Origin of the sequence: Dactylosporangium sp. NPDC051484 (assembly GCF_040689395.1) — a bacterium.
In the GTDB taxonomy this organism is placed as follows: Bacteria; Actinomycetota; Actinomycetes; order Mycobacteriales; family Micromonosporaceae; genus Dactylosporangium.
This window is the reverse complement of sequence record NZ_JBFAZX010000025.1, coordinates 89282-112193: the sequence shown is the minus strand read 5'-3', so window position 1 is coordinate 112193 and position 22912 is coordinate 89282. Positions and strand designations below refer to the sequence as shown.

Annotated in this window: 20 protein-coding genes, 1 tRNA gene and 1 pseudogene; 16 read left to right on the top strand and 6 right to left on the bottom strand. The window is 70.4% G+C overall.

The window, feature by feature from the left end:
• Positions 1-215: 215 nt before the first annotated feature.
• Together AB0367_RS30140 and AB0367_RS30135 are read left to right on the top strand one after the other, a co-directional pair.
• Positions 216-824, top strand: a complete 609-nt coding sequence (locus AB0367_RS30140) for an RNA polymerase sigma factor (RefSeq protein WP_366229860.1) — start codon at positions 216-218, stop codon at positions 822-824.
• Positions 821-1795 carry a CU044_5270 family protein gene (locus AB0367_RS30135; protein WP_366229859.1) on the top strand — a complete coding sequence of 325 codons (975 nt, stop codon included), beginning with the start codon at positions 821-823 and terminating at the stop codon, positions 1793-1795. Before AB0367_RS30140 ends, AB0367_RS30135 begins: the two co-directional genes overlap by 4 nt.
• Positions 1796-2200: 405 nt before the next feature.
• On the opposite strand, the gene AB0367_RS30130 is transcribed toward AB0367_RS30135, so the two are convergent.
• Positions 2201-3385, bottom strand: coding sequence for an LCP family protein (locus AB0367_RS30130; protein ID WP_366229858.1), 1185 nt, complete (start codon positions 3383-3385; stop codon positions 2201-2203).
• Between the two features lie 147 nt (positions 3386-3532).
• Between AB0367_RS30130 and AB0367_RS30125 the strand changes: the two genes are divergently transcribed.
• The 5 genes from AB0367_RS30125 (at position 3533) to AB0367_RS30105 (ending at position 9231) form a co-directional block, all read left to right on the top strand.
• Positions 3533-4906, top strand: a complete 1374-nt coding sequence (locus tag AB0367_RS30125) for an undecaprenyl-diphosphate phosphatase (protein WP_366229857.1) — start codon at positions 3533-3535, stop codon at positions 4904-4906.
• Between the two features lie 147 nt (positions 4907-5053).
• Positions 5054-5407: a metalloregulator ArsR/SmtB family transcription factor gene (locus tag AB0367_RS30120; protein ID WP_366229856.1), complete on the top strand. Its 354-nt coding sequence runs from the start codon at positions 5054-5056 to the stop codon at positions 5405-5407.
• Positions 5391-8117: a magnesium-translocating P-type ATPase gene (gene mgtA / locus AB0367_RS30115; RefSeq protein WP_366229855.1), complete on the top strand. Its 2727-nt coding sequence runs from the start codon at positions 5391-5393 to the stop codon at positions 8115-8117. Before AB0367_RS30120 ends, mgtA begins: the two co-directional genes overlap by 17 nt.
• A 125-nt stretch (positions 8118-8242) precedes the next feature.
• Positions 8243-8602 carry a response regulator transcription factor gene (locus AB0367_RS30110; protein WP_366229854.1) on the top strand — a complete coding sequence of 120 codons (360 nt, stop codon included), beginning with the start codon at positions 8243-8245 and terminating at the stop codon, positions 8600-8602.
• Between the two features lie 197 nt (positions 8603-8799).
• Positions 8800-9231 (top strand): twin-arginine translocase TatA/TatE family subunit, encoded by a 432-nt coding sequence (locus AB0367_RS30105; RefSeq protein WP_366229852.1) that lies wholly within the window; start codon positions 8800-8802, stop codon positions 9229-9231.
• A gap of 120 nt (positions 9232-9351) precedes the next feature.
• On the opposite strand, the gene AB0367_RS30100 is transcribed toward AB0367_RS30105, so the two are convergent.
• Positions 9352-11184 (bottom strand): DUF1003 domain-containing protein, encoded by a 1833-nt coding sequence (locus AB0367_RS30100; protein WP_366229850.1) that lies wholly within the window; start codon positions 11182-11184, stop codon positions 9352-9354.
• 892 nt (positions 11185-12076) lie between these two features.
• Positions 12077-12168 (bottom strand) — tRNA-Sec (locus tag AB0367_RS30095).
• A 256-nt stretch (positions 12169-12424) separates the two neighbouring features.
• On the opposite strand from AB0367_RS30095, the gene AB0367_RS30090 reads away from it, so the two are divergent.
• The 6 genes from AB0367_RS30090 to AB0367_RS30065 all read left to right on the top strand — a co-directional run bounded on the left by AB0367_RS30090 (position 12425) and on the right by AB0367_RS30065 (position 15168).
• Entirely contained in the window at positions 12425-12973 is a 549-nt protein-coding gene (locus AB0367_RS30090) for a MauE/DoxX family redox-associated membrane protein (protein ID WP_366229848.1), read from the top strand.
• Positions 12970-13503: a hypothetical protein gene (locus tag AB0367_RS30085; RefSeq protein ID WP_366229846.1), complete on the top strand. Its 534-nt coding sequence runs from the start codon at positions 12970-12972 to the stop codon at positions 13501-13503. Before AB0367_RS30090 ends, AB0367_RS30085 begins: the two co-directional genes overlap by 4 nt.
• Positions 13500-13817 (top strand): hypothetical protein, encoded by a 318-nt coding sequence (locus AB0367_RS30080; RefSeq protein WP_366229844.1) that lies wholly within the window; start codon positions 13500-13502, stop codon positions 13815-13817. The genes AB0367_RS30085 and AB0367_RS30080 overlap by 4 nt, the downstream gene beginning before the upstream one ends.
• Positions 13818-13922: 105 nt before the next feature.
• Positions 13923-14483 (top strand): hypothetical protein, encoded by a 561-nt coding sequence (locus AB0367_RS30075; RefSeq protein ID WP_366229842.1) that lies wholly within the window; start codon positions 13923-13925, stop codon positions 14481-14483.
• A 32-nt stretch (positions 14484-14515) separates the two neighbouring features.
• Positions 14516-14893, top strand: a complete 378-nt coding sequence (locus AB0367_RS30070; protein WP_366229863.1) for a hypothetical protein — start codon at positions 14516-14518, stop codon at positions 14891-14893.
• The gene (locus AB0367_RS30065) at positions 14890-15168 is read left to right on the top strand and encodes a hypothetical protein (protein WP_366229862.1); all 279 of its coding nucleotides are present in this window, start codon (positions 14890-14892) and stop codon (positions 15166-15168) included. The genes AB0367_RS30070 and AB0367_RS30065 overlap by 4 nt, the downstream gene beginning before the upstream one ends.
• Before the next feature lie 246 nt (positions 15169-15414).
• On the opposite strand, the pseudogene AB0367_RS30060 reads toward AB0367_RS30065, so the two are convergent.
• The 3 genes and pseudogenes from AB0367_RS30060 to AB0367_RS30050 all read right to left on the bottom strand — a co-directional run.
• A pseudogene (locus AB0367_RS30060) lies at positions 15415-15678 on the bottom strand (transposase); the annotation flags it as partial.
• A gap of 230 nt (positions 15679-15908) precedes the next feature.
• Complete coding sequence (locus AB0367_RS30055; RefSeq protein ID WP_366229840.1) at positions 15909-17141, bottom strand: acetyl-CoA hydrolase/transferase C-terminal domain-containing protein; 1233 nt, start codon at positions 17139-17141, stop codon at positions 15909-15911.
• Between the two features lie 89 nt (positions 17142-17230).
• On the bottom strand, positions 17231-18253 hold the full coding sequence (locus tag AB0367_RS30050) for a nitroreductase family protein (RefSeq protein WP_366229838.1): 1023 nt from the start codon (positions 18251-18253) through the stop codon (positions 17231-17233).
• Positions 18254-18505: 252 nt separating this feature from the next.
• Here AB0367_RS30050 and AB0367_RS30045 point away from each other — a divergent pair, with 252 nt between their 5' ends.
• The 3 genes from AB0367_RS30045 to AB0367_RS30035 all read left to right on the top strand — a co-directional run bounded on the left by AB0367_RS30045 (position 18506) and on the right by AB0367_RS30035 (position 22853).
• The gene (locus tag AB0367_RS30045) at positions 18506-19063 is read left to right on the top strand and encodes a flavodoxin domain-containing protein (protein ID WP_366229835.1); all 558 of its coding nucleotides are present in this window, start codon (positions 18506-18508) and stop codon (positions 19061-19063) included.
• Between the two features lie 59 nt (positions 19064-19122).
• Complete coding sequence (adhE, locus tag AB0367_RS30040) at positions 19123-21756, top strand: bifunctional acetaldehyde-CoA/alcohol dehydrogenase (RefSeq protein WP_366229833.1); 2634 nt, start codon at positions 19123-19125, stop codon at positions 21754-21756.
• A 113-nt stretch (positions 21757-21869) separates the two neighbouring features.
• Positions 21870-22853 carry a nitroreductase family protein gene (locus AB0367_RS30035; protein WP_366229832.1) on the top strand — a complete coding sequence of 328 codons (984 nt, stop codon included), beginning with the start codon at positions 21870-21872 and terminating at the stop codon, positions 22851-22853.
• Positions 22854-22912: the final 59 nt, after the last annotated feature.

The following is a 22912-nucleotide window of genomic DNA, read 5'->3' as shown; positions in this document are numbered from 1 at the left end:
CCATTCTCCCCGCGATCCAGCCCGGCTTGGCGGCACCGAGACCGCGGCAGAGCACAATCAAACTACCGCCCGCGATCGCCCCGTCCACCACACCCGGACATGCCACCTCGGATGTGCGGCGGTGCCCCTCGCGTTCCCCGGTGTCGCGTTCACGTCCCTGGAGAATTTTTCTGCCGCCGGCGGGAACCCGGCTGGGCGATCGGACAGTAGACAGCGTGGACTCGACTATGCGTGACCGGCTACGCGCCGGCGACCGGGCCGCGTTCGGGGAGCTGTTCGATGAGCATGCCCAGGCGGTGTACCACCACGGCGTCCGCCTGACCGAGGACCGCTCGCTCGCCGAGGACGTGGTTTCGACCACGTTCCTGCAGGCGTGGCAGATGCGGTCGCGGATCGACCCCGACGGCGGAACCCTGCGGCCGTGGCTGCTGGGTGTGGCCACGAACACCATCCGCAACCTCAACCGCAAGGCCCTTCGCGAGCGGAGCCTGCTGGCCCGGCTCTGGCCGCGGGAGCACGTCCCCGACTTCGCCGACGAGCTGGCCGGCCGGCTGGACGACGCCAAAACCCTGGCCGCCGTCGGCGCGGCGCTGCGCCGGCTGCGCCCGGCCGAGCGCGAGGTCGTCGCGCTGTGCGTCTGGGCCGGGCTGGACTACGCCGACGCCGCGCAGGCCCTGGGGATCCCGATCGGCACCGTCCGCTCCCGCCTGTCCCGGGCCCGGCAGCGGCTCGCCCGGCTGAGCCTGGAACTGGACCCCGCCCCGCGACAGCTACAGAGTGGCCGCGCACCGGCGGCCCAGCCCGCACCGGAGGGAAACCGATGAACGACGGCCACGCCGAGCTCGTCCGGCTGCTGCCGGACCCGGCGCAGCACGATCTGTCCGAAGACCGTCAACAGGTCCTCCGGGACCGGTTCATGCAGCAGCTCGACGATCCGCGGGCGGCCCGCGCGGCCGTGCGGGGTACCCGGCGCCGGCGGCGGTGGGCGCTGGTCCCGGCCACGGCCGCCGCGCTGGTCGTGGCGCTGTGGACGGTGTCGGCCGTCAGCCTCGGGGTCGGGCGGTTCTGGGCCGGGAACACGGAGGCCGGCGGCCTGCTCGACCGCATCGCCCTGGTCGCCGCGAGCAGCAACGACATCCCGCGGGCCGATCAGGTCCGCGACGACCAGTTCGAGTTCGTCGAGACCTACGGCAGCTACATGAACTACACGACGGGGCCGGACGGGAAGACCACGGCGGCGCTGGGCAAGCCGCACCGCCGGCAGATCTGGAAGTCGGTGAACGGCGGCCCCGGCGGGTTGCTGCGCGATCCCGACGGCTCGGATGACGTGCCGAACATCATCTCCGGCGGGGAATCGCTGAACGCCCCGAGCTTCCGATACCTCACTACGCTGCCCACCAACCCCGATCTGCTACTGGCCAAGATCTACCTCAAGACGTTCGGCGCGGGCACCAGCCCGCAGCAGGAGGCGTTCGTGACCATCGGTGACCTGATGCGCGAGTCGGTCGTCCCGGCGAAGCTGGCCAGGACGCTGTACGAGGCTGCGGCCCGCATTCCCGGCGTCACGGTCATCGACGACAGCGTCGACGCCCTCGGCCGCCACGGTATCGCGGTCGCGCACACCGACGGCGGCAACCGCACCGAATGGATTTTCGACCGCACCACGCTGCGGTTCTTGGGCGTGCGCGGGGTGGCCGTCGAGGCCGGCGACTGGGGCCCGGCGGGCACCGTCACCGCCTCGACGGCGGTAGTGGCCCGGGCCATCGTCGACAAGGCCGGCCAAACTCCCGCCTGACCTGCATTTATCTGCTGTATGTAAACGTGTCGATGTGTAGCTTGGTCGTCGCTACGCTCGTGCCACTGCCAGCGACGGCGCCCGATCCAGGTTGGGCGCCGCCGCTGAGCACCCGCGGGCGATACATCGTCGACGCGAACGGCCAGCGGTTCAAGCTCAAGGCGGGCAACTGGCACGGCGGGAGCGGCACCTGGAACGGCTCAGGCGACCCGGAGGTGGACGCCGACCACCGCCCGCTGGCCCTTGCCCGCACCGCGCTGACCGTGACAGGCGCTGCGTCTCGCATGAGCGCCGAGACCACCACCGTCTTGCGTCAGAGCCGTTATCTTGACGGTCCCTGCGGGAGGTTCGGCTCACCCATGGTTGCCGGCACTGATCGTCGACAACGTCGGGGAGTGGTCTGGGTCAGCGGGTTGGTGTCGATGGCCTTCCGGCGGGCTGTGCGGCGTCGTTACTGATCATGTCCGGATGTTCGGCGACGAACGCACCGACCCGGTCCTGGGCGACCGCGGCCAGCAAGGCCAAGGCGGTGTCGTCGAGAGTCTCGAACGACTGCCCGTTGATGGTCTGCGAGTGGTACTGGCCATTGTTGACCTTCAACGTAACCATGTCGTCAGGCTTGATGCCCTTCAAGGTGAACAGCCAGTTGGCGAGCGACACGTTGTTGTTGTAGAACGACACCGCTTGGCCGACCGAGTCCAGCACTTCGTTGATCTTGACTGGGTTGGTGATCACGCCGGCGCTCGTTGCCTTGGTCAGCATCGCCTTGATGAACTGCTGCTGATGCCGTTGCCGACCGTAGTCGCCGTCGTTGTTGGCCAGCTTGTCGCGCTGCCGAACGTAGTCCAAGGCTTCCCAGGCGACGAAGTCGCGGCAGCCGACCTCGTACACCTGCGGTCGCATATTCGGTTTCAACCCGGTCGGGATACCGTCGGTGTTGAAGTAGTACGGAACCCCTTCCTCGCCGGTCTTGGTGTTCCAGCCGGTGTGGATCGAGATGGTGCGCTCGTCAACACACATGTGCACCCCGCCGATCGCCTTCACCAGGCCCCGGAACCCGTCGAAGTTCACAATCGCCGCGCCGTTGAACTTCAAGCCGCCGGCCAGGCCGCTCACGGTCTCGGCCAGCAGTGCCAAACCACCGTCGCGGCCGCCACCGTTCTGGAACCCGAACTGGAACGCCGCGTTGATCTTGTCAACGCCGCCGGGGTACTTCGTCGCCGGGTTCTTCGATATCCGCACCCGGGTATCGCGCGGGATCGAGATTAGGAACGCCCTATCGTGCGAAGCGGGCACGTGCGCGATGATGATCGAATCCGAGCGGGCGCCCATCGCCAGGTTGTCGACCCGCTCGTCGATCCCAACCAGCAACAGGTTGATCGGCCCATCGATCGAGGCGCCGGCCGCAGCATCGCCGAGGCCGCCATCATGGACGATCCGGCTGCTGTAGTGGTCCAGTGCCACCTTGCCCACGATCAGTGAGCCACCGCTGAGCAGCATCAACACCGCACCGGACAGCAACGACAACCGCGCCCACAACGGTGCCTTGGCCCGCTGCCTGCCCCGCCCGCCGACTGGCCTGTTCGTCATCGCGACACTCCGACTCCAAACGGCGCGGCACTGGTCGGCAGCACGATCAGTGCGGCGCCGAGGATCCCCCGCGGCAGCGCGGACGGTCGCTGGTCGGGAGGTAATGGATTCGGAGTATTCATCGGGGTGCAGTCCTTTCCCTGGACGGTGGGGCAGCCGTCCCTGTTGCGGGCCACCGCTGACCATCTCATCACGGTTGCAAGTTTGCGCAAGTATAAGATCGTGGCGTCGAGCCGCTTCGGACGAGATCCGGCCCGGCTCGCGGCGGCACGCCGCCTCCATGGCAGAGGGGAGTGGCGTGGTTGCAGTGTTCAACCCAGCCGCGCTGGACAGCGCCCTGCGCGACGTCCGGGCGGCGTCGCGGTACGCCGACACACTGGCGCGGCCGGAAGTGCCCTCGGGGCGATCCCGGTGCTGCCGCCGGCCCGGTTTTCCGGCAACCGCTGGCGAGATCCGCTTCCCGTCCATCCAGCCCGCGACCACGCCGACCCTGACGTCTGGAAGGCCACCGACATGACCTACCTGCAAGCCATTCTCATCGGCGCCCTGCAAGGCGTCACCGAACTGTTCCCGGTCTCGAGTCTGGGTCACAGCATTCTCATCCCCGCCCTGCTTGGCGGATCGTGGGCACACAACCTGGACATGTCCGCTCCGGACTCGCCGTACCTGACATTCCTCGTAGCCGTACACGTGGCCACCGCGATCGCACTGGTGATCTTCTTCCGCCGTGACTGGACCCGCATCGTCGTCGGGCTGTTCACGTCCATCCGCAGCCGGAGCATCACCACCACGGACCAGCGCCTCGCATGGCTGCTCATCATCGCCACCATCCCGGTGGGGCTGGCCGGTCTCGGCCTCGAGCACGCCTTCCGCAGCACGCTGGGCAAACCGGTACCCGCCGCACTGTTCCTCACGCTCAACGGCCTCGTCCTGTTCATCGTGGAACAGCTGCGTGCCCGCCGCGGCCAGGCCAGCACCACGCCCACGCCCCGACCGATCCCGGTCGGCCCGCCCGCGCACCACGGCCAGAGCGGGCGCAGCCAGGTCTACACCGCCAGCGGCTACACCGGCGCCGAGGCAGGTGTGTCCGCCCACGGCGGCGACGCCCAAGCGGCGCTCGAATCCGACCAGCGACTCTCGCGTCTGGGCTGGGGCGAGGCCACCGCGATCGGCGCCGCACAGATCCTCGCCCTGTTCCCCGGCATCAGCCGCTCGGGCTCGACCATGGCCGCCGGCCTGATCCGCGGCCTATCCCATGAAGACACCGCCCGATTCGCCTTCCTCCTCGCCACTCCCGTCATCACCGCCGCCGGCCTGCTCAAACTCCCCGAACTCGCCAGTCCCACCGGCCACGCCATCCTCGGCCAGGTCCTGGCAGGCAGCCTCGTCGCCGGCATCGCGGCGTATCTGTCACTGCGGTTCCTGACCCGCTACTTCGAAACCCGCACACTGACCCCGTTCGCCATCTACTGCGTCGCCGCTGGCATAGCCAGCCTCGGCTGGCTGACCCTCACCACCTGAAGCACTCCCCGGGCCTTTAGCGGACCAACGCTCCCGAACCAGGAGTCGCGCCGTAACGAGATCCCGCGGCCTGCGAGTCCGGCCCGCGACATCGGACGGCCGGGGCCGTAGCCTGTACGGATCTGCGAGTTGACCAGGAGGTCGGAGGTGTCGGACCCGCGCGGCGGACAGTCCACGGACGTCTCGGCGGAGGTGTTGCAATCGGCGGCGGCTACGTTCGGCATCCTCGCGGCAACGGTGCGGCTCCATATCGTCTGGCTGCTGGCCGCGGGTGAACGCGACGTCAGCACCCTCGCCGACGAGGTAGGGGTGACCGTACAGGTGGTCAGCCAACATCTGGCCAAACTTCGGCTGGCAGGGCTGGTCCAGGCCCGGCGGGACGGCCGCCGGCAGTTGTACCTCATCAGCGATCCGCACCTGGCGACGGTCGTCCGGGAGATGGTCGCGCATCTGCATGGCCCGTCGGCGCGCCGCGGAGCGAAGCGTGGCCTCGGCGGCTGACCCGTTCACCCCTGCCGAGGCGACGGCCGACCCGGCAGACCCACCCGACCGGGCCAGCCTCGATCCGCGGTTCACCCGGCTCCAGCGGTTCGCCGGGATGACCCCGTTGCAGGCCCTGCGCGAGCTCGACTCGTCGCTGCAGGGCCTGGACGAGCGGGAGGCCCAGGAACGCCTCGCCCGCGACGGCGACAACGCGCTGCCGCCGACGCCGGCCCGCGGCCCGCTGGCGCACCTGATGCGGGCCGTGCTCGACCCGTTCGTGGTGGTCCTGGTGTTGCTGGGCGTCGTGTCGGCACTGACCGGCGACATCCCCGGGATCGCGCTGATCGGCGCCCTGGCGGCGATCAGCTGCGCACTGCGAGCCCGTCAGGAGTACGGCGCGGATCGCGCCGCGGCCGCCCTGCGGGACGTGGCGGCCACGACGGCGACCGTGCTGCGGCGGGCCCGCCCCGGCGCGGCGGCGATCGCCCGGGAGGTGCCGACCGACCAGCTGGTTCCGGGCGACGTGGTGCGGTTGGCGGGCGGCGACATCGTGCCGGCCGACCTGCTGCTGCTGCGTTCCGACGGCCTGGCGCTCAGCCAGGCATTGCTCACCGGAGAGTCGCTTCCGGTGACCAAACACGCCGGGCTGACCGCGTCCGCCCACACCGCGGACGCCTCCGACGTCGACTCAGGCGCCAACGCCACCCTGCTCGACCATCCCCGGCTGTGCCTGCTCGGCGCGTCCGTGGTCGGCGGCAGCGCGACCGCCATGGTCGTCGCCACGGGCGCCGGCACCTACTTCGGCCTGAGCAACCACGACCCACCGGACCGGCACGGGCGGAGCACGTTCGAGCGCGGCGTGACGGGGGTCTCCGTCACCCTCATCCGGTTGATCCTGGCCACCGTCGCGGCGGTCCTGGCTGTCACCGAGTTCTCGCACGACACCTGGCTGCAGGCGTGCCTGTTCGCAGTCGCCGGTGCGGTCGGGCTCGTGCCGGGGATGCTACCCGTGGTCGTCACGACCGTGCTGGTGCGCGCGCAGTCCGCGCTGCGCGAGGGCGGCATCGTGGTCAAGCGGCTGCCAGCGGTCCACAACCTAGGCGCGATGGACGTGCTGTGCGTCGACAAGACCGGCACCCTCACCATCGACCGCCTCACCGTGGCGTGCCACCTCGACCCCCTCGGCCGGCCCGACGCCGAACCGCTGCGCCTCGCCCACCTCAACGCCTGCTTCGGACTCCAGCACGCGGACGCACCCATCACCGACGCCATCGACGAGGCACTGATCGAGCACGCCCCGCAGTCCGGCGAAGCGGCGGCGGACGCGTACACCGCCCGGCAGGTGCTGGGCTTCGACGGCACCCGTCGCCGCGCCACCGTCGTGCTGCGCCCGGCCGGGCAGTGGGACCGGGAACTGCTCATCACCAAGGGAGCCGCCGAGCACGTGCTGGCCTGCTGTACCCATGCCCGCATCGACGGCCGGGACGTACCCCTCGACGCCACGCATCGGCAACGGCTGCACGCACTCGCCGACAGCCTCCACACCGACGGCGTCCGCGCCCTGGCGGTCGCGGTCAAGACCCGCAGGGCCACCAGCCGGCAGCTGCGTCCCGCCGACGAGACCGCACTGACCCTGATCGGCTACGTCGGGCTGCTCGACGAGGCCAAACCCAGCACCGCGGCGGCATTCTCCGCACTGACTGGACACGGTGTAAGGATCAAGGTGCTCACCGGCGACCACCCCCTGGTCGCGGCGCGCATCTGTCAGGATGCCGGCCTGGACCCGGGCGTGCCGATCTGCGGACATGAGATCGACGCGCTGGACGAGCCGGCGCTGGCGGCCCTCGCCCGGCGGACCACCCTGTTCGCACGGGTCGACGCGCGGCAGAAGGCCCGCATCGTCAGCACGCTGCGCCGGGCCGGGCACACCGTCGGATACCTCGGCGACGGTGTCAACGACGCGCCCGCCCTGCACGCCGCCGACGTCGGCGCGAGCGTCGAGGGCGCCGTCGACATCGTGCGGCAATCCAGCGAGGTCCTGCTGACAGGCAAGGACCTGGAAGCCTTGACCGATGCGGTCGCGGCAGGCCGGCACGCCTTCGCCAACATCGTCAAGTACGTGAAGATCACCGTCTCGTCCAACGTCGGCAACGTCTGCTCCGTGCTCGCCGCCGGCGCCTTCCTTCCGTTCCTGCCGATGCTGCCCCTGCAGATCCTGCTGCAGAACCTGCTGTTCGACCTGTCCCAGCTGTCCCTGGCCTTCGACCAGACCGACCCGGCGGCGCGGCAGCACCCGCGCACCTTCGACACCTGGGACCTCAACCGCTTCGTCCTGTTCTTCGGCGCGATCAACAGCCTGGCCGATCTGGCCACATTCGCCGCGCTGCACCACATCGTGGGAGCCGACATCAGCCCCGCCGGTCAGGCGCTGTTCCACACCGCCTGGTTCGTGGAGAACCTGCTCACCCAGATCCTCGCCGTACACCTGCTCCGCGGCCGCGGCGGCACGTCCGGCTGGTCGTGGGCGGCGCGACCGGTCATCATCACCAGCGTCGCGGTGATGCTGTTCAGCCTCGGCCTCGCCGCCACCCCTCTGGGCGCGGCCGTGGGCCTGAGTCCGCCGCCGGCCGTCTACTACCTCTGGCTGGCCGGCATCCTCACCGTCTACGCGTTCGCCCTCGTGGCGGCCAAGCGCCTGTACCAGCGGATGTTCCGGACCTGGCTGTAGAACCCGCCCTGAACTTCGCCGACGGCGCCGACCGGGTTCGAGCGGCGCCGTCGAAGGCCGTGGAATGGTCAGTCGCGTGCGGGGGCCGGATCCCATTCGACGACGACGAGTCGGTTTTCGCGGCGATGCGCGCGGGCGCCTGCGGTTACGTGGTCAAAGGCGCGTCCCAACAGGAGATCATTCGTGCGATCAACGCCGTCGCCGCCGGTGAAGCGATCTTCGGCCCTGGAGTGGCCCGCCGTGTACTCAGCCTGTTCGCCGCGCCACCGAAGGCCGCCGAGCTGGTGTTCCCGCAGCTGAGCTCCCGCGAACGAGAGGTCCTTGACCTCATCGCCGCCGGCCTCCCCAACGCCGCGATCGCGAGCCGACTTGGTCTGTCGCTGAAGACGGTCGGCAACCACACATCCACCATCTTCGCCAAGCTGCAAGTGGCGGGACGGGCGGAGGCCATCATCCGCGCCCGGGAAGCGGGGCTGGGTCGCTGAGCGCTTCGCGATGGTGACCCGAGGGGAACACCTGAGTGCGGAGCCGTCCAGTCCGTTCTTCTCAAGCGAAGTGCATTTGTGTCAGACTCTCGACCGAGATACCGGGAAGACCCCGGCGAAGACAGTGCTTGCCAACGCTGGGCCGGGCTCTGCCGGGATGGGGTCGTTGATGGCTGAGCGCAGGGAGGGCCACCACGATGGGCTTGGAGAACCTCGGCGGCTGGCACCTGATCATGATCATCCTGGTCGGGTTGTTCGTCTTCGGTCCCGACCGGCTGCCCAAGGCGATCGGCGACGGCATGCGCATGCTACGCAGTGTGCGCCAGATGGCCCGCAACGCTACCGGTGACCTCAGCCGCGAACTGGGCACCGACATCCAGCTCGAAGACCTGCGTCCGAAAACCTTCCTGCGCAAACACCTGCTCAGCGAGGCTGACGAGGCAGAGCTGCGCAAGCCGCTGCAAGGCCTTTACGACGACGTTCGAGGCGTCGCCGAGCACATAAAGCGCGACGCCCAAGCCGTCGCGACCGCCGTAAACAGTGCCGATTCTCCCGCCACATCGCCCGCCGGTGCGGCGACACCGCCGGTTCAGCAGGCTGTTCGTACATCGTGGGACGACGTCACTTGATGTCTTGCGCGGACGCCGGGCCGCCAGCGGGTGCGGTGCACCCACACCGAGCGGGCCGGCACGACCTGCCGGTACCTTGGCGGCCTGACGAGGCACCCGCACTGGTTGGTGCACGATAGGTTAACGACCGCTCGGCATGGGCTGGTCGGTGCGGACTTTAGCGGGTAGCCCGACGCCGTTGCTGGCGAGGTCTGTTGCGTGCCTGACGGCTTCGATGGTCATCGCCTCTCGAGGTGTGCGGGGCCGGGCGCCGAAGCCGAAGAATCCGCCCTCGTTGTTCGCGTCGGCGACGACCGAGGCGATTTCGATGAGCAGCGCGCGGAAGTCAGCCAACGCGGTTGGTGCCTTGCCGGCAACGATGGCGGTCGCCGAGTGGATCATCCCGAGCGCGGGGCCCTCGTAGTCGGCGTACGCGGTGCCGGGCCGTAGCCCGGTGGTGAAGGTGGACGCGGCCGTCAGTTCGCGGATGAACCGGTTGGGATGCGTGATGCTGGCCTCCCGCAGAACCTTGATCAGGGCGAAGATCTCCTCGGGGTCCATGACGCCCTCGGCGATTGACACGAGCACACCGGACGCCATCATCGCCTGCTGCAGGATCGCCCACTCGTCGGCGGTGAAGTCCGCTTCCCCGGGGATGTCGCCCTTGCCGTCGCGCAGCACCTGGAACCCCACGGCGGCCAGCATGGCGGGGATGCGTCGTACCGCCTCCAGGTGCTTGGCCCGTGCCGCGTCGGACAGTTGCTCCCACGGCACCAGCGGAGGCGCTGGCTCTGGTGGCAGGCTGGGTTGTGTGTGGTCCGGCCCGCGCACCGGCGCTGGAGCCGTCCCGTGTGGCGTCGGCTGGGTCATTTCGTGTTCGTACTCCACCTGGGCCAGCAGTTGCACCTCGTGGTCGCTGAAGGCGAAGGTGCGAGTTTGATCAAACGTCGGGACCATCAGGCAGCCGACCGCGGCCAGCCTCTCACCGATCCGCCGGGCCTGGGCGCGGGTTGCCTCCCGCACTTCCTCCGGCAACTGCTCCCACGGCTGTAGCGCGGGGCTGCCACTCGGGGGTTGGTGATTGCCGGTAGTGGTCTGGAGATGGATGTGGTGAATTGCCTTCGCCAGGTGCTCGGTGACTTGGGCGGCGGTGTAGCTGGCAAGGCTGTCGATGATGCGGTCCTGCGCGGTCAGCCGCGCCTTCATCCGCTGGCATTCGTGCAGGATGGCCTCGGCGTCCAGGAAGGTCTGCTCGGAGCGGCGGTCGGCGGCCCGGTCCAGGACGTCCTGACCGACCATGATCACAATCATGAAGATGAGCTGAGCCAACGTGGACAGGAACGACATGAAGGCGAAGGGGTACGGATCAATCTGTTGCGCGCCCAGCACGGCGAGACCGATCCACAGCACCTGGGTGCCGGCGGCTGCGTAGAAGGCCCACATGCTGCCCAGCCGTTGCGTGAGCCAGGCCGCGATCCGGCCGTTGACGCCCACGGCCTGGTCGATGGCCTGCGGCGGTGGTTGCACGCGGTGCCGCTCGATCCAAGGGTGTGGGCTGGAGTGCAGCAGGCTCACCCCGCGACTGAGTGCCCGGTCGTGCTGATCGAGGTGGGCCTGCAGGTCCGCGACTCGAGCGAAGATCGCCTCGGCGTTTTCATAGGTCTCTACCGCCCTGCGGTCAGCTGCCATACCGAGAACCCGCTGGCCGACCAGGATCACTGAGCACAGGACGAGCTGCACCACGTTGTTCAGGAACAACAGGAACGCAAACGGGTACGGATCGGCCCGATGCAGCGGTCCCCAGGTCGCCAGGGCCATCCACCCGCCGATGATGACCAGCGCGACGTAGAGGGCGGGCATGGAGCCGATCCATCGAGTCAGGGCGGCCGCGATGGCGCCGTTGACGCCGATCCGCTCCTCGGCCATCGTGATCGGCTGTTGCGGCAGATCAGCCGCCTGGTGGTCGGTGGCCACATATCCTCCTCAGGTGGTCCGGACGCGGTCGCCGCAGCCACAACGTGCCGCGAGCGTGTGCGGTCAGCTGGCCTAGGCACTGGCGGATCTCAGGTAGGAGTGCAGCGGCGCCCGGGCCGTCACCGGAGTGAGCCGCAAGCGGGACCACGGCCGACAGCCCGCACCGCTTCATGTACAGCCCCCTACGGGGAAGATCCAAGCATTGGGTACCGCCCGGAGGCGGCGACATCGGGCGGCACGGCCCGGCCAGCACACAACATGACGCCGCGCCAGTAGGCGCAGATACGTCGGGTCGAGGGGTGTCCCCGATGGTGCGCCGGAGGTCAGGCGGCGCGTCGCGGCCGGGGGCGAGGACGAGAGGGAGGGTCACAGCTACGCATGCCCCGTCATCTCTTCCAGGCATTCCGGCAAGGGCCACTGCGCAGTGTGGCATATATTTGCATCTTTGCGCAAATGATGGTTCGGGCGCAGTGCTGCGGTCCGATGTCGGCGCATACCCACTACCGCACTTCACGGATGCCCACCGGGGCGCAGGTCCCGTTCGCCGCCGAGACTTGCGGCCGCCCAGCACGTGTCAAGATCTTGTGGTCGGACCAGATCGCTGGCCGCGGTGCGTCGCCCAGGTCAAGGCGGTCTACGACGATCTGCCGGCCGAGGACAAGCCGCACACCGTGCTGCTGACCGGCAACTACGGCGAGGCCGGTTCGCTGGACCGCTATGGCAAGCCGCTCGACCTGTTTCACCGCGTCGGCGCCCAGTCACGCCCGCGCGGCGGTCAGCCGTGGAACGGAGGGAAGCGTGTCCGTACGCGGGATCCGCCGTCGTACGTCCTGAGCCGGCGCTGCGATAGGGGCCCCCGATCCCGTACCGACGATCGTCCGGCCACTCGTGACGGAGGTGGACGGGAATCGAACCCGCCGGACGAGGTCCATCTGTTCCACCCGCTTTGAAGGCGGGGAGTCCACCGGAGACTCGGACACCTCCGCCGGGCAGCATGCCCCCACCCGGACGAGTGCGCAGCAGCTGACGCAACAATGATCCATAGTGGACGGATCTTGCAGGAAAATCTTCGCTGACAACATTTTTATCGGCGGACCGGATGAGAGTTTGATAAACATAAAAATGATGAACTTCACTTGACCAGGGTTGGACCCGTCGGTAACCTTGGCCGACACGCCTATCAGAGGGATCGACGACCGATGATCACTTTCAGCTCTCGTCCTGCACTCCGGGCGGCGCCATGATGACCATCGACTGGGTTCTGCTCGCCGTCAACGCGCTACTGTCCACAGTGCTCGTTCGAGCCGCCGCCGAGAAGCTGGCCAATCCGAGCGTGACCGCCGCCGCCCTGCGCGAGGCATTGCCCCAGTTCGGCCTCGACGGGTCGGGAGTGGTCCGGGGCGCTGCCGCGATCGAACTGGTGGCCGCGCTCGCGCTCGCCGTGCCCGTCCTGCGCCGGCCCGACGCGGTGCTGGTCGGCCTGCTCGGCCTCGTGTTCGCCGTCCTGGGCGCTGTCGGCCAACTGCGGGGCAGCCGCCAGCCGTGCGGATGCTTCGGGGCCAGCAGCGCCCGCCCGCTCGGGTGGAGCAACCTCGCCCTCGGGGCAGGCTTCGTCGCGGCAGCCGGGTTCAACCTCGCCCGCGGCCCGGTGCCCGATCCCGACACCGTGGCCGCCGGGGGCGCGCTGCTCGCGGTCATCGCCTCGGCCGGGTGGTTGTTCTGGAGTGCGCGGGCGCACATCCAGATCCTCATCGGCAACCTACGGAAAGGAACGGAGACGACGTCATGATCGTGGCCGGCGCATTGGGGCTGCTGCTGTTAGCGGCCGCCGTTGTCGTGCTCTACGCCATGATGGGCGAACTGGCCTCGCGGATCCCCGATCCGGACGGCGGCGCTGACCGGGTCTCCCCGCTGGCCGAATACAGCCCGGGGGCCGCCGCCTCGGCGTGGCCGACCAGCCTCGGCGGACTGGGGGAACGGGGCCGGTCGACCCTGGTCGTACTCAGCCCGATCTGCGCCACCTGCAACAAGGTGGCGGCCGAGTTGTCCACCTACCCGGCCGAGCGGCTCGGGACGTTCGGAGTCGTGGTCTCGTGCGGTTCGCGCCAGGCCGGCGACGAGTTCATCAGTCGCTACGCGCTCGACCGGCTTCCCCACCTCGCCGACGAGGGAGGGGCCTGGGTGTCAGGGAACTTCGGGGTCAAGATGAGCCCGTCGGCCCTGCTGTTCGAAGAGGGGAGGCTGACTGAGGCGTACACCTTCGGCAAGCTCGAACCGCTACTGAAGAAAGTCAGGCAGGTCAAGGAAGGAGTTTCATGACCACACCGGAAGGCGGTCTGGCCGCCGTCGGCCACACCAGGACGGGACGACGGCGGTTGCTCGCCGGGCTCGGCGCCTCGGCGCTCGTCACGTCGGTCGCGATCTTCGGGGGTAAGGCAAAGGAGGCGAGCGCGGCCGGCTCCGGCCCGGCGTGCTGCAACCTCGCGCACTACCCGGCGAACACGACGTACTCGAACTGCCATGCCAACGCGGCGTACATCTGGTACTGCACCGACACCGGTGGTTTCCTGCACTGCGCGTGCTGCGAGACGTCGGGCAACGCACTGTCCGCGGCCGATTGCCGCTACGGCTAGGCCGGCTGATCGCAGGTGGTCGTGTGGCTGGTGGTGGCCGGGGCAGCGGCGACGCTGCAGGTCTTCAGTCCTTGAGGTCAGTCCATGGCCGGGGTCGCCGGTCCCATGCTCCGACGCAGCACGGCACAGGGCACACGCTTCCTGCTCGGCCTGCTGGTCGGTGAACTCCTCGCCTCGTCTCTGCTGGCCGTGGTGGCCTATCTCGTAGGGACGGTGGTGGCGTTCGTCGCTCCGCTCCCGCTCCGGGAGGTCCTCACCGCGGTCATCGTGCTTGGGCTCGGTGTCGCCGACCTGATGAACCGGACCCCACACATCTGGCGGCAGGTCCCTCAGGGCTTCGTGCGAACGATGCCGCCCGGTCGACTCGGCCTCGTGTGGGGCTTCGACCTGGGGCTGTTGTTCACCACACAAAAGTCCACCTCTCTCACCTGGGCCGCACTCGCCGCCGTGACGCTGCTCCTGCCCTCCACCTCGTGGCTGGTGCTGGGCACGATGGCGGTGGTCGGCGTCGTGACCGTCGCCATACGCAGCGTGAACTGGAGTCGACGCCCCTTGGCCCGCGTCGGGGACCGGAGCAGGCCATGGTTCGCCGTCATGAGAAGAGTGGCCGGTGTGGGCCTGCTGGCCCTCGCCGTCGTCACCGCGGTTGGAGCGCTGTCATGGTGAGTCATTCACGGGCAAGTGATCCTCGCGGCCAGGTGGTCATCACCCGGTTCGAGTGTCATGGTCTGGCAAGGCTGTTTCTCGTCCTGGCCATGCATGTCCGGATAAAGAGAGAGGTACGGCGGGTCGCCAAGGATTTCCTCGGCGCCACCACCGTGGTCCTGTGGCGGGAACGGGTCGTCCTCAGCATCTCGCTGTGGCGACGGCTCGACGGGGTCTATGACATGGGCGGCTCGAACCGGCACATCGTGGCGTCCCGCCGGCCGGCCAGGCTCGGCATTTCCACGGCCTGCGGAATCTACACGTACGCCGGGGACTGGCGCCGTCTCATGTTCGGTACAGCGGCGGAGGCCGACGAACCATTGCGGCCGATCGCCGACGACCTCGTACACACGGAAAGGAGTACGTCATGACCAGAACACCGACCGACCGCGGCATCGCGTTCATCGGGACCAACACGGACGGCACGAAGAACGTCTACGTCGCGGTGGGCGTCGCCGGCAGCACGCCGGAGGACGTGGTGGCCATGCACCTCAACCGGCCCTCGGTCTCCGTCGGCGGCGGCGTCACGCTCGTCGAGGCGGGCGCCATGTCGCGGACCACCGAGGCGGTCCACGTCTCGTCCAGAGAGGACGGCGTCGTGCAGATCCATGCGCGCAAGCGCAACCTCGGGCCGCTGTTGGCATAGGCCGGAGCGCCACCGCTGTCGGACGAGCCGCGGCGGTACGCACGAAGGAGCGTCCCGGCGCCGTACCGGTGCCGGGACGTCTCCGCGCGCCGTTTCCGTCGCGACCGGAGGACGAATGAGAACCAGGACCCGCATCGCCGTGGCCGCCGTTGTGGTGGCCGCGCTCGCCGCCCTGCCCCGGCCCAGCGGCCTACGCCGGGACCGTCGATCGAATATCCACAGTGGACGCCCGGACCTTCGGCTGGCAGCCGTGTCGACCTCGACCAGGTCGACACCATGCTGTCGCAGGAATCGGGCCAGGCCGGCGCCGTAGACGCCGGTGCCCTCGACACCGGCCAGGACGAGCCGGCCGGACCCGGCCAGCCAGGCCAGCAGCGCCGCGTACCCGGCGATGGTGGTGGGAAACTGCGCCGTGGCGAGGGTCCGCCCTGCGTTGTCGAGTGCGGCGGCGGTATGCGTGTCCTTATGCGTGTCGACACCACCGGTGACCTCGACCGGGGCTTGTGCCATCGTGGGCATGGACCGTCCTTCTCCATTCGACCGGGCAAGGGCGGCACGCACCAGCCGGGCGAGATAGACAAGACAGTGATGGGTGCCTGCTGGCACAGGCTGCTATGAAGTCACACCGCCACGTCCGGTGAGTGCGGGTGAGTCCCGCCGACAGATCCACTTCAGGACCCGAAAGTCAGTCAGAGCAAGAGTCAGACCGACCGGCGCGGGACTCACCTACATCCGCACTGTCAGTGCAGCGGGAGGCCGAACTCCCGGCCCGCGGCGCGCAGGTCGTCGCGGGCGGCCGGGTGGGCGGCGCGGTCGAGGATCTGCTGGGCCTGCTCGACCGAGTCGCGGCCCCAGATCGCGGCGGTGCCCTGCTCGGTGACGATGAAGCTGTGCTGGAACGACGTCACCGGGCCGGACACCAGCGGTACCACCGCGGAGACGTCCGCCTTGGGGTGCCACGACCGCAGCGCGATGACGGCGTGCCCGCCGGGGGAGTGCATGGCGCCGACGATGAAATCGGTCTGCCCGCCGAAGCCCGAGTGGGTGCGCCCGCCGATGCGGCTCGCGTTGGCCTGGGCGAACAGGTCGACCTGCAGGGCGCTGTTGATGCTCATCAGGTGTGGGTGGGCGGCGATCGTCCCCGGATTGTTGGTCTTCTCGGTGCGCAGCATGCGCACCCGCGGGTTGCGGTCGATCCAGTCGTACAGCTCGGCGGATCCGAAGCAGAACGAGGCCGTCACGGGCGTGTCGCGGTCCAGGCAGCCCGCCTTCTCCAGTGCCAGGGCGCCGTCGGTGAACATCTCCGACCAGATGCCCAGGTCGCGCCGGTCGAGCAGGGCGTCGAGCGTGGCGTCCGGGATGGCGCCGATGCCGAGTTGCAGCGTCGCCTGTTCGGGCACGAGCGCCGCGACGCGCTCGCCGATGGCCCGCGAGGTCGCGTCGGGCACGGCCACCGGGTGGGTGGCGAGCGGCTCGTCGACCTCCAGGAGGTAGTCGACGGCGTCCAGGTCCAGCAGCGCGTCGCCGTAGGTGACCGGCATCGCGGGGTTGGCCTGCGCCACGACGATGCCGCCCCGGGCGCGGGCCGCCTCGATCGCCGCGGGGAGCACGTTGACCTCGACGCCCAGGCTCACGGCGCCGCCCGTGGGTGGTGACGTGTGCAGCAGCACCACGTCGGGGGCGAGGCGCTGACGCAGCAGGTGCGGCACGAGCGACAGCCGGCACGGGAGGTACCGCAGGCGCGCCCCGCCGCGCATGCCCGGACCGACGAACGCGGTCTCGTGCACCACGCCCTCGCGGTCCGGAATGCCCGGCTGCGCGTTGAGCATGTTCAGCCGGAACTCGGCGAGGGCCGCGTCGGCGGCGGCCAGCAGCCGGTAGGGTGCGGCGAAGTTGCCGCTGGCCACGATGCGCGGCACGCCTGGTAGTGCGCCGAGGATCCGCCCGAGCTCGGACTCGGTCACCGTTCGCATGCAAGTCTCCTGTTCGTCTGCGGCTCAGCTGCCACGAGCCGGCCCCAGCCTGCCCGCGCCGCCTCCGGTGGGCAGCGGGCGGAAGACCCTCAGCGGTGGTACCTAGGGCCCGCGCCGACGGGCTCGGCCCGGCTGAAGGCGGTCGAGCGGACGGGAAGCGCGGTGCCGGCCGGCAGCAGGACGTCGCGCAGCGGACGGCGGGCGCCGGTGGTGACCAACCGGCCGTACCCGATGCGCAGGATCATCTGCGGATACCACCGGCCGCCCGGCGCGGCGAGCAGCCGGCGTAGGCGCGGCACCTCCAGCGCCTGCGTCATGGGCTGCGTGGCCAGGCCGTGCACCGCCGCGGTGAGCAGCACGCGCTGCAGCGCGCGACCGGCGTCGAGCCACGCGGCGCTGTCGTCGCCGAGGGAGTGCAGGACGACCAGGTTGGGGCGGCGCTCGAAGCGAGCGGCATCACGCTCGACGGCGGGCAGGGTGAGGCCGAAGTCGCGCACGGGCAGGGCGGCCGTCGTGGGCCTCGGGCCGAACGTGTGGGCCGGGACGCCGTCGGGCCGGTCGCCGCGGTCGGTGGTCCACGTCGCCAATTCGCGCAGGTACCGCGGATCCCCGCGCTGCCACGCCTCGGCCGCCTGGGTCAGCGCGAGGACGGCACCGCGGCGCACCGGGTCGAGCGCCACGAGCCGCACCCCGTCGGCGGCCGCCGCGCGCTGGAGCAGCTCGACCGTGTCCACCGGCACGGGCGCGTCGTCGTACGGGTCGCGGTTGGTCCGGCGCCGGGCGATCGCCCCGGCCAGTGCGCGGACGGACGGGCTCGCCTCGCGCCGCGCCACGGGCGTGACCCGGGCGTCTGGGCCGGTGCGCTCAAGGCGGCTCGCCCAGCCCTCGGCCGCGAGTGCGAGGCGCAGGTTGCACACCGCCGCGCCGACGCTGATGTGCATCGCGCGCCCCTGCGGGTCGATCGCCTCGAGCGTGCGCTTCGGGTCGGTGTACACGTCGAATCCGGCGCCGTCGAAGCGGAACCGCCACGGCTGGGTGTTGTGAATCGAGGGTGCGGCGACCGCGGCCCGCAGGCACGCCGCGGCCGCTCGTTCCGACAGCTGCTCGTTCATGCGCTGCCACCTCCATGTCGGTCGATCCCGGTCTTCAGCGTGGCCGGGCGTGGCGCCGGCCGGCAGAGGCGATGGTCCCGGTCCGGCGGGACCGGCACGCCACCGGCCCGCGCCACCGGGGACGGCCGGCCCGCGGCGCCGGGACGTTCGGCCGGTGCGCCGAGGGCGTCCCGCAGGCCAGGTTGGATGCGGTGTCGCATGCGGCGCGCCGCGCGAGCCGGGCGCCGCCCGGGCTGACAAGGAGGCAACCCAATGCGTGTTCTCGTCACCGCGGCCAGCAAGCACGGCTCGACCGCCGAGATGGCCGAGCTGATCGGCTCCGTCCTCGCCGGGCACGGGCTCGAGGTGCGGGTGAGCGCGCCGGGCGACATCGCTGACACGGATGAGCTGGACGGCTACGACGCGGTCGTGCTCGGCAGTGCCGTCTACGCCGGGCACTGGCTGGGCGCCGCGCTGCGCTTCGCCGCCCGGCACGCCGCCGCGCTCGCCGCCCGCCCGGTGTGGCTGTTCTCCAGCGGCCCGATCGGCGACCCGCCGATCCCGGCCGGCGACGCCGTCGACGTGGCGAGCGTCGTGGCCGCGGCGGTCCCGGTCGAGCACCGCGTCTTTCCCGGCGCCATGGTCCGGTCGCGGCTGGGCTACGCCGAGCGCGCGCTCATCGCCGCCCTGCGCGCGCCGTACGGGGACTTCCGCGACTGGGCGGCGGTGCGCCGCTGGGCGCACGACATCGGCGCCGCCCTCACCGGCACCGCGGACGCGGGACCAACGCCCCCGCAAGCGGGGTCAACCGTCTCTGGGCCCGGCGCCTGACCCGGCGTGACGATGAGATCGGACCGAACGGGTCCGTGCCGCCCCAGGGAAGGGAAGTGATGACGGTGACCGGGACTCTCGCCCCGCCGCCGGCGGAGCTCGGCGTGACCATCGAGGACGCCGGCTCCACGATCGACCGTCTGGTGCGCCGTGCGCAGCGCGCCCTGGACGACTACGCCGAGCTGGACCAGGAGCGGATCGACCACATCGTCAAGAAGGCGTCCGTGGCGGCGCTCAGCCGGCACGGGCACCTCGCCGAACTGGCGATCGAGGAGACCGGCCGCGGCGTGTTCGAGGACAAGGCGGTCAAGAACGTGTTCGCCTCCGAGCACATCGCGCACAGCCTGGACGGCCTGCGCACCGTGGGCGTGGTGGCGCGCGACGAGATCAACGGCATCGTCGAGATCGCCGAGCCGGTCGGCGTCGTCTGCGCCGTCACCCCGGTGACCAACCCGACGTCCACCACCGTGTTCAAGGCGCTCATCGCGCTGAAGACCCGCAACCCGGTCGTGTTCGCCTTCCACCCCTCGGCCCAGCGGTGCAGCGCCGAGGCCGCCCGCATCGTGCGCGACGCCGCGATCGCCGCCGGCGCGCCCCGGCACTGCATCCAGTGGATCGAGGATCCGTCGATCGAGGCCACGCAGGCGCTCATGGCCCACCCGGGCGTGGCCGTCATCCTCGCCACGGGTGGCTCCGGCATGGTCCGCGCGGCGTACTCGGCCGGCAAGCCGGCGCTCGGCGTCGGGCCCGGCAACGTGCCCGCCTACGTCGACCGGACCGCCGACGTGGTGCGCGCGGTCCACGACATCGTCGTGTCGAAGACGTTCGACAACGGCATGATCTGCGCCTCCGAGCAGGCCGTCGTCCTCGACGAGACGATCGCCGACCGGGCGCTCGCCGAGTTCGAGCGGCTGCACGCCCACGTGGCCACCCCCGACGAGAAGCGGCTGCTGGAGCGGTTCGTGTTCGGCGACGGCGTGAAGCTCAACGCCGAGGTCGTGGGGCGCCCGGCGGCCTGGATCGCGGCCGCGGCCGGGTTCACCGTCGCCGAGGACACGTCGATCATCCTGGTGCCGGTCGACGGCGTCGGGCCCCGGGAGCCGCTGACGCGGGAGAAGCTCTGCCCGGTGCTGGCCGTGCTGCGCGCCGGCTCGCGCGAGGAGGGCTTCCGCCTCGCCGAGCGGATGGTCGAGTTCGACGGGCTGGGCCACAGCGCCGTCATCCACGCCGCCGAGCCGGCCGTCGCCGAGGCCTACGGCCGGCAGGTGAAGGCGGTCCGCATCATCTGGAACTCGCCGTCGTCGCAGGGCGGCATCGGCGACGTCTACAACGCCTTCCTGCCCTCCCTCACGCTCGGCTGCGGCAGCTACGGCCGCAACTCGGTGTCGGGCAATGTGTCCGCGGTCAACCTGCTCAACATCAAGCGGGTCGGGCGGCGCAACAACAACCTGCAGTGGTTCAAGGTCCCGCCGAAGATCTACTTCGAGCCCAACGCGATCCGCTACCTCGCCGACATGCCCGACGTGCACCGGGTCAGCATCGTCACCGACCCGACGATGACCCGCCTGGGCTACGTCGACCGCATCCGCGAGGCGCTGCGTCACGGCCCGAACCCGGTCACGGTGCAGATCCTCGACAGCGTCGAGCCCGAGCCGAGCATGGACACCGTGGAGCGGGGCGCGGAGCTCATGCGGTCGTTCCGCCCGGACACCATCATCGCGCTCGGCGGTGGCTCGCCGATGGACGCGGCGAAGGTGATGTGGCTGCTGTACGAGCACCCCGGCACCGAGTTCGCCGACATGCGGGAGAAGTTCTTCGACATCCGCAAGCGGGCGTTCACGTTCCCGACGCTCGGGCGGCTCGCCCGGCTCGTGTGCATCCCGACGACGTCGGGCACCGGCGCGGAGATCACCCCGTTCGCGGTCATCACCGACACGAAGACCGGCATGAAGTACCCGCTCGCCGACTACGCGCTCACCCCGAGCGTCGCGATCGTCGACCCGGTGCTCACCGCCGACCTGCCGCCGGCCGTCACCGCCGACAGCGGGTTCGACGCGCTGACGCACGCCACGGAGGCGTATGTGTCGGTGTACGCCAACGACTACACCGACGGCCTCGCGCTGCACGCGATCAAGCTGGTGTTCGAGAACCTCCCCGCGGCCGTGCACCGTGGCGCGGCCGACCCGGTGGCCCGCGAGAAGATGCACAACGCCGGCTCCATCGCCGGCATGGCCTTCGGCAACGCGTTCCTCGGCATCGTCCACGCCCTGGCGCACACCCTCGGCGCGACCTTCCACATCGCGCACGGCCGCACCAACGCGATCCTGCTGCCGCACGTCATCCGGCACAACGGGAAGGTGCCGGCGAAGCTGACGGCGTGGCCGAAGTACGAGCGCTACGTGGCGCCGCAGCGCTTCCAGGACATCGCCCGCATGCTGGGCCTGCCCGCCGACACGCCCGAGCAGGGCGTCGAGTCCTACGCCAGGGCCGTGGAACGGCTGCGTGCCGAGGTCGGCATCGAGCCGTCGTTCCAAGCGGCCGGCGTGGACGAGCAGGCATTCCTGGAGGCCCTGCCGCAGCAGGCCATGAACGCCTACCTCGACCAGTGCGCACCGGCCAACCCGCGCATGCCCATGCTCGCCGACCTCCGCGAGATCATGCGCACCGCCTATTACGGCACCGCCGGAGCGTGAACGGCGTCCGGGTGGCGGGACCGTCGGTCCCGTGCAGACGGGACAACCGGCCCTGTCACCCGGTCGGCGGCAGGAAGAGGCTGAAGACGAACAACCGATGAGGGGAGCAGGCCATGACGCAGCCACCGCGCGCCGAGATCGACCAGGTAGCCGAGGCCTCGATCGCGGCCCTGCGCGCCCCGTCCGTGTTTAACACGCAGCCCTGGCGCTGGCGGCTGGCCGGCGAGCACGGCGAGCTGTGGGCGGACCATTCGCGGCAGTTGGCCGGGCTCGACCCGCAGGGCCACCTGCTGCTGCTCAGCTGCGGCACGGCCCTGCACCACGCGACGGTCGCACTGCTCGCGGCCGGCTACGTCGCGGACGTGTCGCGGCTGCCGGACCCGAGCCGGCCGGACCTGGTGGCCCGGGTCCGGCAGGGGGAGCGGTGCGAACCGGACGACCTGCTCTACCGGGCCATCTACCAGCGGCGCACGGACCGGCGCCCGTTCGGCGACGAACGACCCGGCGAGGCGGTGCTGGAGGAGTTGCGGGCGGCGGCCGCGCGGCACGGCGTGCACCTGCACGTCGTGCGCGCCGACCAGGTGACCGCGTTCGCCTCGGCGGTGGCGCACGCCGGGACCGTCGAGCACGACGATGCCCACTTCCGCGACGACGTGCTGGCCTGGACGACCCGCACGCGCCACGACCGTGACGGCGTATCGGCGCGCAGCGTCGTGCCGCCCACGAGGCGGACCATCGCGCCGCGCGACTTCGCCCAGGCATGGCCGGCGGCGCTCGAGCCGGGTCCCGGGAGTGATCTTGGCACAGTGTACGTCGTGCTGGCGACCGACGGCGAGGAGCCGCGCGACTGGGTGGCCGCCGGCGAGGCACTGTCCGACGTGTGGCTGACGCTGACGGCGCGCGGGCTGGCCGCCTCGCCGATCAGCGAGGTCGTGGAGGTCGAAGCGGTGCGTCAGGCGCTGCGACGGCTGCTCGGCGGGGTCGGCAGTCCCGCCGTCGCGATGCGGATCGGCACACCTGTCGGCGACAATGGACCGGTCCCGGCTTCCGTACGCCGCTCCGGCACCGAGGTCGTCGGCCTGCCGGGACAGACGTGAATATCCCCGCCGTGACCTCGACGGCGCCTGTGCGCGGCCTCAAGCGGTACCACAACCGA

Bases quoted from the DNA above. Each gene is read 5' to 3' on its own strand.
- AB0367_RS30135 (WP_366229859.1), top strand. From the start codon at position 821: ATGAACGACGGCCACGCCGAGCTCGTCCGGCTGCTGCCGGACCCGGCG.
- AB0367_RS30130 (WP_366229858.1), bottom strand. From the start codon at position 3,385: ATGACGAACAGGCCAGTCGGCGGGCGGGGCAGGCAGCGGGCCAAGGCA.
- AB0367_RS30110 (WP_366229854.1), top strand. From the start codon at position 8,243: ATGCGCGCGGGCGCCTGCGGTTACGTGGTCAAAGGCGCGTCCCAACAG.
- AB0367_RS30105 (WP_366229852.1), top strand. From the start codon at position 8,800: ATGGGCTTGGAGAACCTCGGCGGCTGGCACCTGATCATGATCATCCTG.
- AB0367_RS30090 (WP_366229848.1), top strand. From the start codon at position 12,425: ATGATGACCATCGACTGGGTTCTGCTCGCCGTCAACGCGCTACTGTCC.
- AB0367_RS30085 (WP_366229846.1), top strand. From the start codon at position 12,970: ATGATCGTGGCCGGCGCATTGGGGCTGCTGCTGTTAGCGGCCGCCGTT.
- AB0367_RS30080 (WP_366229844.1), top strand. From the start codon at position 13,500: ATGACCACACCGGAAGGCGGTCTGGCCGCCGTCGGCCACACCAGGACG.
- AB0367_RS30075 (WP_366229842.1), top strand. From the start codon at position 13,923: ATGCTCCGACGCAGCACGGCACAGGGCACACGCTTCCTGCTCGGCCTG.
- AB0367_RS30065 (WP_366229862.1), top strand. From the start codon at position 14,890: ATGACCAGAACACCGACCGACCGCGGCATCGCGTTCATCGGGACCAAC.
- AB0367_RS30055 (WP_366229840.1), bottom strand. From the start codon at position 17,141: ATGCGAACGGTGACCGAGTCCGAGCTCGGGCGGATCCTCGGCGCACTA.
- AB0367_RS30050 (WP_366229838.1), bottom strand. From the start codon at position 18,253: ATGAACGAGCAGCTGTCGGAACGAGCGGCCGCGGCGTGCCTGCGGGCC.
- AB0367_RS30045 (WP_366229835.1), top strand. From the start codon at position 18,506: ATGCGTGTTCTCGTCACCGCGGCCAGCAAGCACGGCTCGACCGCCGAG.
- adhE (WP_366229833.1), top strand. From the start codon at position 19,123: ATGACGGTGACCGGGACTCTCGCCCCGCCGCCGGCGGAGCTCGGCGTG.
- AB0367_RS30035 (WP_366229832.1), top strand. From the start codon at position 21,870: ATGACGCAGCCACCGCGCGCCGAGATCGACCAGGTAGCCGAGGCCTCG.